This window comes from Brevundimonas sp. P7753, assembly GCF_013386595.1.
GTDB classification, from domain to species: Bacteria; Pseudomonadota; Alphaproteobacteria; order Caulobacterales; family Caulobacteraceae; genus Brevundimonas; species Brevundimonas bullata.
In genome coordinates this window covers 1-11,473 of record NZ_JACARP010000068.1, presented here as the reverse complement: position 1 = coordinate 11,473, position 11,473 = coordinate 1, and the positions used below count along the sequence as shown (strand labels likewise).

Here is an 11,473-nt window from a genome sequence, read left to right as displayed (position 1 = left end):
CGGATCAGAACCGGATGCGAACGCCGCCGAACACGCCCTGACCCGGCGTGCCGTAGTTCAGGACCGTCTGATACTCTTCGTCCAAGGCGTTCTCGATCCGACCATAGACTTCGAGGTTGTCGTTGATCGGATAGGAGGCGCGGAGGTCGACCAGGGTGTACTCGCCCACGACGACCGTGTTGGCGTCGTTGTTGAACGTCTCGCCCACATAGCGCACCGCCACGCCGGTCTTCAGCCCCACCGGCCAGGCGTAGTCGGCGGCGAAGTTGGCCATGTGCTCGGGGCGACGCGTCAGGCGCTTGCCGTCCGTGGCGCCCGAGGCGCTCTTGGCGTCGGTCCAGGTGTAGTTGGCGCTGACATTCAAACGCTCGGTCACGTCCACGCGGCCGATCAGTTCGACGCCTTGCGCCTCGGTCTTCTGAACGTTGCGGTAATAGCCCCAGCGGCCCACGCCGTTGACGGTGCACAGCGGGTCGGTCGAGGGCGTCGAGCAACCATTGTAGCGGATCTCGTTGTCGGCCTGTCTGTTGAAGTAGGTCGCCGAGACCACGGCGCGGTCGAACAGGCGCTGCTCGACGCCGACTTCCCAGCTGTCGAACTCTTCCGGCTGCAGCGTCAGATTGCCGTATTCGCTGTAGAGCTCATACAGGCCCGGCGCGCGGAAACCCTGGCCCCAGCTGGCGCGCACGACGGTGTCGCCGTCGTTCAGGGCCCAGGCCGCCGCGAGCTGACCCAGCAGGTTGTCCCCGTATTGGGCGTGATCGTCGTAACGAAGGCCCCCGGTCAGGGTCAGACCGTCCAGCACCGTCCACTGCACCTGGGCATAGGCGCTGTCGAGGTCCGCCTGACCGCGTGCGAAGGCCGGGTTCAGGTTGAAGGCCGACGGGGAGCGGGTGCGCATTTCCGAACGCTCGCTCTCGATGCCGAAGGTGGTGTTGAGCGTCTCGGTGACGGCGAACGTGCCTTGATATTCCCAACGGCGGTTCTCGCCCGCCGCGTCGAAGGTCAAAGGCTGGGCCGCAGTCGCGGGGTTGTAGTTGAGGCGGTTGGTGTCGGTGTAGGCATAGCCGATCCGGTTGCGGAAACGGCCGTCCAGCAGGTCGAAGTTGAGGCCGGCGTAGCCGACCAGTTCCTTGGTCTTGCCGTACTCACGGCTGTCGCCGTTGAAGGCGTCAAAGTCGTTCTGGCCGTTCGACCAGACCGAGCGTAGGTCCAGCGACACGGCGTCCGTGATCTTCAGATTCAGGCGGCCCGACAGGCCGGTGTTGGTGTAGCCGTCGTCTTCCTTGCCGGCGGCAAAGGCCGAGAAACCGTCGGTGTCATAGCGGCTGGCCGCCAAACGCCAGCTCAGGCGGTCGTTGGCGCCGCCGATCCCGCCCCGGAAATAGGTCGTCCCGCGCGCGCCGGCCTCTGCGTCGAGGCTGCCTTGCAGGGCTTCGGTCGGCTCGGCGGTGACGATGTTGACCACCCCGCCGATAGCCTGGCTGCCCCACAGGGTCGACTGGGCGCCGCGCAGGATCTCGATGCGAGACGTGTCGCCGATCAGGAGGTTGCCGAAGTTGAAGCCGCCCTGGGTAGAGGACGGGTCATTCAGCTTGACGCCGTCGATAAGGACGACGGTGTGCTGGCTTTCGGCGCCGCGAATGTTCAGGCCCGTCGCCGTACCGACGCCGCCGTTACGGGTGAAGCTGACGCCCGGCGTCTGGGCCAGAAGCTCGGCCACGGCGGGGGTCTGGCGGGCTTCGATAGCGGCCTGGGTCAGGACGGTGACAGAGGCGCCGACGCGCTCGATCGGCTGGGCCGAACGGTTGGCGGTGACGATGACGTCGGCCAGGGCGGTGGCGCCGGCGCGGCCCGCCACGTCAGGCGCGGCGGCCTGCTGGTCCGCGATCTCGGCGACGGCGGGGAATGCGGCCAGAAGGCTGGCGGCAGCGAGAGAGGCATAGGCGATCCGGTTCATCCGGCGGCTCCTTTGACGACGCCGGCCAACGACCTCTCGCGCGTCGATCAGACACGCGGAAGGGACCGCTGGCGCGGCTGGTTTCCACTTGTCGTCACACGAGTCACCTCGACCGCTCGGCACATCCCGACCGCGCGGAGAACGACGGCGACAGGCAGGTCTCCTGGCTCGCGGATCAACGCCGGTGCACGTCGCCTTCCCAGAAGTCGTTCAGGCCGTGGCCTTCCGGACCGCCAGTGGCGTATGACGCGCGGGCTAGCCGCTTACAGTTGCGGGAACAGCCGGAGTTTCACACTCCGTTCCCTTTTGATCCCCTTTCGGGGAACCTGACGCGACCGTGGCAGTAGGACCGCGCGCCCCTCAGGTCAACCGGAGAGACGAAGCATGGCTATCACCCTGGTCCTCGGCGGCGCCCGTTCGGGCAAGAGCGCCTTCGCCCAGAAGCAGGCCGAACAGGCGGCGGCGAAGACCGGCCGCCCTTCCCTGATGATCGCCACCGCCGAGCCCTTCGACGACGAGATGCGCGACCGCATCGACCGGCACAGGGACGAACGAGGCGAGGCCTGGCGCACGCTAGAAGCACCGCTGAACCTGGCCGCCGCGGTCCGCGACCTGACCGCTGAGGACGTCGCCGTCGTCGACTGCCTGACCCTGTGGCTCAGCAATCAGATGCTCGCCGATCACGACCTGCCCGCCGCCATCGACGACCTGAGCGACGCCTTCGCCGCCTGCCCGGCGACCGTCTGGGTGGTGAGCAATGAGGTCGGCTGGTCGCTGGTCCCCGAAAACGCCCTAGGCCGCCGGTTCCGCGATGAAGCCGGTCGCCTGAACCAGCGCGTCGCCGCCGTCGCCGACGCGGCCTGTTTGATCGTCGCCGGTATGCGATTGGACCTGCACAGACCCTAAGACCCCGACGCGGGTCATCGACGCGCCCTGGATTTGTCAGGTCCCCGCCCATATTGCAGTTGATTCTGATAATCGTTCGCAGTAATTGCGCAGCCCTCTCCAACCGGGGCCGTAACCATGCGTTCGTTTCTGATGTTCTCCGCCGGGCTCACCGCCCTTTCGGCCGCCGCCTTCCCGGCCTTCGCTGAAGACGTCGTCGATCTGGAGCAGGCCGTTCCGGTCGCCCCGATCACCGTGATCGGCACCCGCACCCAGCGCCGTGTGGACGATGTTCCGGCCAGCGTCAGCATCATCACAGCCGAGACCATCGAGACCAACCTGGTCACGGACATCAAGGACCTGATCCGGTTCGAACCGGGCGTCAGCGTCCCCACCAGCCCCGCCCGCTTCTCAGCCGCCCTGTCTGGCGCCGGCCGCGACGGCAACTCGGGCTTCACCATTCGCGGCATGGGCGGCAACCGGGTCCTGATCATTCAGGACGGCGTGCGCGTGCCCAACGGCTTCAGCTTCGGCGCCCAGGCGGTGGGACGCGGCGGCTACAACGACCTTGATCTGGTCAAGTCCGTCGAGATCCTGCGGGGTCCAGCCTCGGCCCTCTATGGCTCGGACGGCATCGCCGGCGCGGTCAGCTTCATCTCCAAGGACCCGTCCGACTTTATCAACAGCGGCGATACCTTCGGCGCCCGCGCGCGGGTCGGCTATAACTCGTCGGACGACAGTTGGACCGAGGGTCTGGCGCTGGCGGGCCGCAGCGGCTCGCTGTCGGGCCTGCTGGCCTATACCCGCCGCGACGCCCATGAGACCGAGAACATGGCCGAAGTCGGCGGCACGGGCTCTGCCCGCACCCAGCCGAACCCGCAGGAGTTCGCCTCTAACGCCGTCCTGGGCAAGCTGGTCTGGGACGCCAACGCCAACCACACCGTCCGCCTGACCTATGACCACTTCGATCAGGACATGGAGGGTGAGGCGCTCAGCAGCTATTCGGCCACCGTCATCGGCCTGACCGCGCAGGACGAGACTCAGCGCGACCGCGTCAGCCTGGATTGGCGTTTCAGCGACGTCTTCGGCCTGGATGAAGGGTCGGTCGCCGCCTACTGGCAGGACGCCACGACACGTCAGTTCACCTATGAGGACCGCACCCCGGCGGTGGACCGCACCCGCGACGTCACCTTCGACAACAGCATCGTGGGCATGGCGGCCCAGGGGTCCAAAACGTTCGGCGGCGCATCAGTCCAGCACCGCGTCACCCTCGGCGGCGACTGGTCGCGCACCACCCAGGACGGCATTCGTGGCGGCACGGTGCCGCCGATGGGCGAGGTCTTCCCCGTCCGCCCCTTCCCCAAGACCGAATATGATCTGGCCGGCCTGTTCGTTCAGGACGAGATCGAACTGCTGGGCGGCCGTCTCAGCATCATCCCGGCCCTGCGTTACGACTGGTACGAACTGACGCCCAAGCCGGACGCCCTGTATCCGGTCGTGGCCAAGGATCAGAGCGACAGCCACCTGTCGCCCAAGATCGGCGCCATCTATTGGGCCGATGACCACTTCGGTGTCTTCGCCAACTACGCCCAGGGCTTCAAGGCGCCCTCGCCGATGGAGGTGAACAACTTCTTCGAGAACCCGATGTTCGGATATGAATCCATTCCGAACCCGGATCTGACGCCGGAAACCAGCGAGAGCATCGAGGCGGGCGTCCGCTTCCGCAACCTCGACATGTTCGGCGGAACCCTGTCGCTATCGACCACGGCCTTCCACACCCAATACGACGACTTCATCACCCAGATCGTGGTCAGCGGCACGGGCGTGCCCGGCGTCGATCCCCTGATCTATCAGTACGTCAACCTGACCGAGGTGAAGATCTGGGGTCTGGAAGCGCGCGGCGACATCCGCTGGGGCAACGGCGTCTCGGCCATCGTGGCCGCCTCTTTCGCCGACGGTGATCAGGAAACCGACGGCGCGCGCGGCAAGCTGACCAGCGTCGATCCCGTCAAGGTCGTCGCCGGCCTGAACTATGCCGCGCCCTCGGGCGTCTGGGGCGGTTCGGCCACGGTCACATGGTCCGACGACAAGGACCGCGCGGCTTGCGGCGGCGGCGCCTGCTGGGGCGGCGAAGCGTTCGCCATCATGGATGTGACCGCCTTCTGGAACGTCACCGAAAAGGCCACCTTGCGCGCGGGCGTCTTCAATGTCTTCGACGAGAAGTACGCCTGGTGGAGCGACATTCGCGGCCTGTCGCAGACCAGCACCATTCGGGACGCCTTCACACAGCCGGGCCGCAACTTCGGCGTCTCGCTGAACGTCCGCTACTGACCCCGGAAGCCCGATGACACCCTCACCCAGAAAGGAACGCCCAATGCGCGCCATCCTCATCGCTGCCGCCCTGTTGGCGGGCGCTGCGCCCGCCGCTGCCGCCCTGGCCCAGACCGCCTCAAGCGTCACCGCACCCGCCAGCCGGTTCGAGCAGGACCGCCAGTCGATCCTGGCCCAGGCCGGTCAGTACCGCGTCCACTTCGACATGCGCGAGAACGTCAGCTTCCACGCCGACTACGACCCGATGGAGGGCAAGCTGTCGGGCGGCAGCGAGATCGTGCGCGTCGTCTATGACAAGGGCGACCGGATCAGCCTGCAGCATATCCTGGTCATGGAGCACGAAGGCCAGGCCATCGTCATCAAGCACTGGCGTCAGGACTGGGTCTATCAGCCGGAAACCGTCCTGGCCTATGTCGGAGCCAACGAATGGGCGCTGACGCCGGTGTCCGCCGATCAGCGCGTCGGTGCCTGGTCCCAGACGGTCTGGCAGACGGACGATTCGCCCCGCTACGGCGGCGTCGGCCGCTGGACCTACGCCAATGGCATGAAGGTCTGGAGCTCCGAGCCGACCTGGCGCCCGCTGGCGCGTCGCGACGCGGTGCTGAACCCCGTCTATGACCGCTATCTCGGCACAAACCGTCACGCCCTGACGCCGAACGGCTGGGTCCACATCCAGGACAACATGAAGATGGACGGCCGGGCCGGCGGCGAGCCCGTCGCCATCGTCCAGGAAGACGTGATCAACACCTACGACCGTTCGACCAGCTACTCGCCCAAGGCGGGCGATGACTACTGGGCCGCAACGCGGGATTACTGGGCCGCCGTCCGCGACGCCTGGGACGCCGCCATCGCGGTTACTGGCCGCATCTATGTTGAGGAAGAAGCCCAGACCGGCGTCGTCACCGGCCCGGCCCTGATGGATCTGGCCCAGAAGATTCAGGACGGTGGGATCACGACCGAAGCCGCTATCGCCCAGGCCCGCACGATCATCGAGACCGCCACCAAGCGCTGAAAGACCTGACCGAAAGCCCTCCTACGCCAAGCATGCTAAGCGCATCTCAGCCTGGCCAGGAGGGCGCTGGACGCCATGGCCACTATGCGCACAAATGCCCAGGCTGGACATCGACCCATGGCCCCGCGCTGCGACGACTATGGAAGCTGAGACCTAAATCGAACAGCTTCAGCTCGAGCGCTGCGATAAGAGTTATTTCAAATCAATAATTTGAAGTGGTAGGCGGCGACGGGTTCGAACCGCCGACCCTCTCGGTGTAAATCGCCCCGAATGCCGTTTCAGGGCTTTTCATCACATTACAAAAACCGTTTAAGCTGCTGAATATATTCGAATTGGTGTTTGCAGGCCTGTGCACGGGTTTGCAGCGAATCTTGCACCGACTGCCCCCCTATTGCCCCCCTAGATGTTAGGCTGGGCGCGTCTGATTTGCTCAGGACGCTGCCTCGATGCCAACCCAGGTCATCACGACGGATCGCCAGATCTCCAGCCTCAAGCCGCTCGACTGTCGGTTCGAGCGCCGTGTTTCCGGCGCCCGAGGTCTTAGCCTGCGGGTCTGGCCGTCAGGCCTGAGGCAGTTCGAAGTTCGATTCGCGGTCAAGGACGGCCCTCGGCGTCGGGTGATCCTTGGCGATTATCCGGCGGTGTCGCTCGCCGATGCACGGCAAAAGGCGACGCAACTCAGGCTGGAGCTTCTCAAGGGCGTCGACCCCGTCGCGGAGCGCGCCGCCGCCCAGATTCCCGCTCCGCCCCAAGACAGCTTGGACGAAGTCGCGGAGACGTACTGGGCGGCGGCGGAGCTGGGTCTGCATGGCGGCCGCCGAAGGCCCAAACGTCCAAGGACGATCGCCAACGAGCGCCACCTCTGGAAACGTCATATCTCCGCAACCTATTCGACACCGCCCTCGAACACGGTCAGTTCCCGCGATCGGTATGGAGCGCGCCGCCGCTGACCGAATAGCGGACCTCGTCCCTGCGGGTCCGCCTTCGCATCCGCCGCTAAGACAACGGCGGCGACGGCAGCACTCATTCGGATGGCGTCGTCCACCGAAGGAAGCCCCTCATTCGGCGCGTTCGCCCCAGCGACGGCCGTCAAGGGAACTGACGCGCTGCGGCGATCAGGCCTTCGGACGCCTCCCCTGCCGCTCGAGCCGCTGCCGAATTCACCGCATGGGCGAGAACACCATCGAAGCCGTCGCCCTCGTTAATCTCGGCCACATAGCAGTCTTCGCAGGTCCCCGAAGCAGACGTTCCAAACCGCCGCCACGAGTCAGCAGCGGTTGTCGGCGGAGGTCCCGGAAGCGCCAGAAACGGAACTTAGACCGCCTCCAGAAACTAGACCTTGGATCGCCCCATCAAGGGTATTCTCAGCGTGGACACCTTGAAGTTGCGCCACGCCCAGACCAGACTAAGACTCGCGTTTGGGAGGCAGCGCGCAATATGTACCTTAAGGCATCAACGCTCGACGACCTGCTCGACGAAGCTTTTCGGCTGCTGCAAAAAAGCAAAATGGGCGTCGTGGCGACGAAGGGATCTACCGTTGAAGTTCAAGGCGTTGTCCTGGAACTTACGCGACCAAGAGCGCGATTAAGTCGAACCGACACAAAAGGTACAATTTTCAGCGGAATCGGTGAATTTATTTGGTATATATCATGCAATAATGAGCTAGCGCCTATCCAATACTATCTAAAGCGATACGACGAGTACGCTGAGCTCGATGGCACAATCTGGGGAGCTTACGGCCCGAGGATTTTTGGCGGAGACCGCTCCCAATACGAGATCGTAAAGTCGATATTGTCAGAACGCGCGACGTCGCGCCAAGCCGTTATTCAACTTTTTGATCGAGAAGATATTACAGAGAGACGGAAAGACACGCCGTGCACATGCACGTTACAGTTCCTAATTCGAGACGGCTTGCTCAACCTAGTCGTGCACATGCGATCGAATGACGTTTATAAGGGCCTCCCCCATGACGTCTTCGCTTTTACGATGTTCCAGGAAATACTCGCCAGAGATCTCGGCGTCGCCCTCGGCACCTACAAACACATGGTCGGCAGCCTTCACCTCTATGAAGAGGATCGAGCGAAGATTGACGCGTACATTCATGAGGGCTTTCAAACCACGCGAGAGATGCCCGACATGCCAGCGGGTTCTCAATGGAACGACATCAAAACTTTATTTGTAATCGAGGCCGCCATCCGCATGGGCGGAGTCGCGGGAATTCCCGACGCATTAGACAAGGCTAAGCAGCTTAGCCCGTACTGGGCCGATATCGCTAGATTGCTCGCGATATTTGCGCTGACGAGAAACTTCGACGGGGCCCGTGAAAAGCTCCGACAAGTTGTCGAAATCCGGCGGTCTATGTCGACGCAGTATTATGCCGCCTATATCCGCAAAAATTCCCGAAGATTGAGCCGTGCGGTCGCACAGCTCGATTTGGACGGCTCCACCGATATCGCCGCGAAGGTTACGACCGCATGAGACACATCGACGAAGTTCGGTCTGAAGAACTCAAGAACCGACTGCAGACGTTCTCAGTGCGCGTGACGCCGTTGCCAGGCATCGCTAGGGCAGACGCCCTCGACAGCCTCGTTCGGCAAATGATCGATAGCTTGCATCGGATCGAATTCGTGCGGCGGCTGGGGCAGCGCCCGATCGATCCTCGCCGTAAGGATCCCCACAACGCTCTTTTCGATCCCGTCCGCGCGGCCTGGCTGTACCACAATGAGGGCGACAGCGATGAAGCGGCCTGGCTGACTTTCCTGTCGACCCACTTCGGCTTTCATAAGCGCGTCGGCTGGGAACTGACCCGGCGCGTCTACGGCGCGCTCGGCAGTGGCCCCATTTGGACCTGGACCCGCACCAGCAGCAACCTTCCGGAATTCCGCCAATGGTACGTCGATAACGCCGCCGGCCTAGCCGGCGTGCCTTTTGGCAATCACAGGAAGTATGAAAGCATCCGGCCAGACGCGGAAAACAACCTCGCTGACACAATCTCGAGCTACGTGGCCTGGGTTGGGCTCAATCGCGGCTTTCGTCTGCTGGTTGCCGATGCCGCAGCCAATTCGAGCAATGCCCCCAAGGCGGTGTTCCATCGTCTCTACAGGGACTGCCCGATCGTTCAATTCGGGCGAACGGCCAAGTTCGATTTCCTGACGATGATCGGAAAGCTTGGAATTGCCGATATCGAGCCTCCATATCCCTATCTCGTCGGCGCCAGTGGCCCGGTCGTAGGCGCCAAACTTCTGCTGACGGATGACCCGAAAGCTCTCATCTCAAACCGGGATCTAACCGATGCCGTCGTTCAGATAGGCGAGGCACTGGGGGTCGGGATGCAGGTTATGGAAGACTCCCTGTGCAATTGGCAAAAGTCGCAATATGCCTATCTCCCCTTCAGGGGGTGATCGCCTGGAGCGCGGCCCAGTTGTAACGCTCCTTCAGGAAGTTCAGCTGTTCATGGCGAAGAATGCCGCGGTTCTGCATTTGACCGACAAGGATGCCTGGAGAGATGCCGATCCGCCGAGCCAGCCGCATCACGGCCTTGAAATCTTTCCCGACCGCCTGAACCTCACTATCAAATACCTTGGGGATCAAGATGTGCGCAGAATACCGGTTGGCTTCATCTTCTTCCTCAGTCGCCTCATAGTCCTTGCCCTCGACAAAGAGCCTGTTCGCAGGGTGAAGGATAAGATGCCCCAGCTCGTGAAACACCGTGAACCAGAAATGGTCATCCGAGCGATATCGGAAGCTGAGCTGGACAACAGCTTTGTTTTCTTCTGCAAAATGGGTCGCTCCGCTGGCGTGGCATCCCTTTGGCGTCCTCACGAAGACGACGGCCACACCGCACGCCCGGCAGATATCGACCAGCTTCGGGAAGAACACCATCGGATCTTTCTGGCGCACCAGAGCCCGTATTGCGGGAATCGCCGCCTCTAACGCCTTTGCGTCCCAAGGTGCGCACTCGATTTCATGCGCCCGTCGAACACCTTGTCTCAGCCAAGCCGTCACGGCGGCAGGATTGCTTTCATGGGCGAACGAGGTTCGGAACCGGACCGCGTCCATAACCTGGCTTCCCGAAGACTGCCAACCTCCTGGCGCATCCTCGAAGAAGGCTAGCGCGGCGTCTCTGTCCGAAAGTCCCGAAAAGCTCTCGAACCAACCAAAGTTTCTCATGTCCTTAAGCGGCAGTTGCCGGGCGAATGTGTCGAAGGTGATCGACGGAGCCACCGGGCGCGCTTCAAGTCTCGCCCGATAAAAGGTTTCCCTCGATATCCAGAACTGGCGATTGGAGCCGAGCGTGTCTGCCAAGCGATCGGCGATCGCCACGTCAATCGCGAGGTCGCCTTTGATTAGCCCCTCGACTGAGGGCAAGGCCATTCCGATCGCGACGCAAAACGCCTCTAACGACAGGTTTTTGTAGGCAAGCGCATCCTTGATCGTTTCACCAGGAGGCGAGACCCAATCAGGCTGGAAGATTTCGGCGACGCTCATGGCTTGATGATGTCCACGAGTTTAATGCGATCCACGGTTGTCCAGTCAGTCTCTAGATTCTCGACCATGCGAGGGGCTCCGCGAATAGCCACGACGTTCAGCGAATAGCCAGAATGAAATTCAATCGACGCCTCCCCATCGTACCCATAAGTGATGGGCAGCCAGGGCAACTCGGTGATAGCATCCACCGCTTCCAGATCGGCAAGTCGGCGGCGCAAACCCGCAGCGGCCTCGTCGCCCAACATTTTTCGGGCAGACGCTTCCTGTTGGCAGATCTGCCGCAATTTCTTGGTCGCAAAACCCAGTTCCAAACGGCGACACCATATCAATCCCGCTGAAAGGGAATCAGCTCAATTGACTGATGGTCGCGCCTAAATCGTGGGCTGACTAGGTCGCAACGATCACGCCTACTCAATCTGAGCACGCCCAACATGGCGGACCGTCGCACAGCAGACCGCCGAACGTCCGCAATGAGTCGATACTGTTGAAAAAGTGCGGCGACCGCTGAATCGGCGCAAACTACGTGCCGGCCACGAAAATCGGCCTTAACGAAATCAATCGTTTACCTTTCGAAGCGGTGGCAGATCAGGACCATGAAGGCCGATCACGGCAGGTTCGCGGACTTTTTCAAAAGTATCAGAAAGTATCAGTCAGTAGCGGCGGTAAGCGGCGTTTGCCGACCGATGCCCTCAGCGCTCCAAACTCCGCCCCTTCACCGCCATCCCCTGCCCCACAGGCGCCAACGCCACCGTCTGCCCAACCACCAACGCCTGCCCGCCCACCTTCAGCCGCCCATA

At 62.7% G+C, this 11,473-nt stretch carries 9 protein-coding genes and 1 riboswitch; of the genes, 6 read left to right on the top strand and 3 right to left on the bottom strand.

Annotated features, from left to right (window positions below):
* Positions 1 to 4: 4 nt before the first annotated feature.
* A complete protein-coding gene (locus tag HX774_RS13165; protein WP_178827409.1) occupies positions 5 to 1,960 on the bottom strand; it encodes a TonB-dependent siderophore receptor in 1,956 nt (651 codons plus the stop codon).
* 135 nt (positions 1,961 to 2,095) lie between these two features.
* A riboswitch (cobalamin riboswitch) is annotated at positions 2,096 to 2,305 on the bottom strand.
* A gap of 39 nt (positions 2,306 to 2,344) precedes the next feature.
* On the opposite strand from HX774_RS13165, the gene cobU reads away from it, so the two are divergent.
* From cobU to HX774_RS13135, 6 genes are all read left to right on the top strand, one after another.
* Positions 2,345 to 2,866, top strand: coding sequence for a bifunctional adenosylcobinamide kinase/adenosylcobinamide-phosphate guanylyltransferase (gene cobU, locus HX774_RS13160; protein WP_178827407.1), 522 nt, complete (start codon positions 2,345 to 2,347; stop codon positions 2,864 to 2,866).
* A 117-nt stretch (positions 2,867 to 2,983) separates the two neighbouring features.
* Positions 2,984 to 5,176, top strand: coding sequence for a TonB-dependent hemoglobin/transferrin/lactoferrin family receptor (locus HX774_RS13155; RefSeq protein WP_178827405.1), 2,193 nt, complete (start codon positions 2,984 to 2,986; stop codon positions 5,174 to 5,176).
* A gap of 43 nt (positions 5,177 to 5,219) precedes the next feature.
* Positions 5,220 to 6,188, top strand: coding sequence for a DUF6607 family protein (locus HX774_RS13150; protein ID WP_178827402.1), 969 nt, complete (start codon positions 5,220 to 5,222; stop codon positions 6,186 to 6,188).
* Positions 6,189 to 6,634: 446 nt separating this feature from the next.
* A complete protein-coding gene (locus HX774_RS13145; RefSeq protein WP_178827400.1) occupies positions 6,635 to 7,138 on the top strand; it encodes an Arm DNA-binding domain-containing protein in 504 nt (167 codons plus the stop codon).
* A gap of 487 nt (positions 7,139 to 7,625) precedes the next feature.
* Positions 7,626 to 8,666 (top strand): thymidylate synthase, encoded by a 1,041-nt coding sequence (locus HX774_RS13140; protein WP_178827398.1) that lies wholly within the window; start codon positions 7,626 to 7,628, stop codon positions 8,664 to 8,666.
* Positions 8,663 to 9,589 carry a hypothetical protein gene (locus tag HX774_RS13135; protein ID WP_178827396.1) on the top strand — a complete coding sequence of 309 codons (927 nt, stop codon included), beginning with the start codon at positions 8,663 to 8,665 and terminating at the stop codon, positions 9,587 to 9,589. Before HX774_RS13140 ends, HX774_RS13135 begins: the two co-directional genes overlap by 4 nt.
* Here the strand turns inward: HX774_RS13135 and HX774_RS13130 are convergent.
* Both HX774_RS13130 and HX774_RS13125 read right to left on the bottom strand, forming a co-directional pair.
* The gene (locus HX774_RS13130; RefSeq protein ID WP_178827394.1) at positions 9,579 to 10,676 is read right to left on the bottom strand and encodes an ImmA/IrrE family metallo-endopeptidase; all 1,098 of its coding nucleotides are present in this window, start codon (positions 10,674 to 10,676) and stop codon (positions 9,579 to 9,581) included. The genes HX774_RS13135 and HX774_RS13130 overlap by 11 nt on opposite strands.
* The gene (locus tag HX774_RS13125) at positions 10,673 to 10,987 is read right to left on the bottom strand and encodes a hypothetical protein (RefSeq protein ID WP_178827392.1); all 315 of its coding nucleotides are present in this window, start codon (positions 10,985 to 10,987) and stop codon (positions 10,673 to 10,675) included. Before HX774_RS13125 ends, HX774_RS13130 begins: the two co-directional genes overlap by 4 nt.
* Positions 10,988 to 11,473 lie beyond the last annotated feature (486 nt).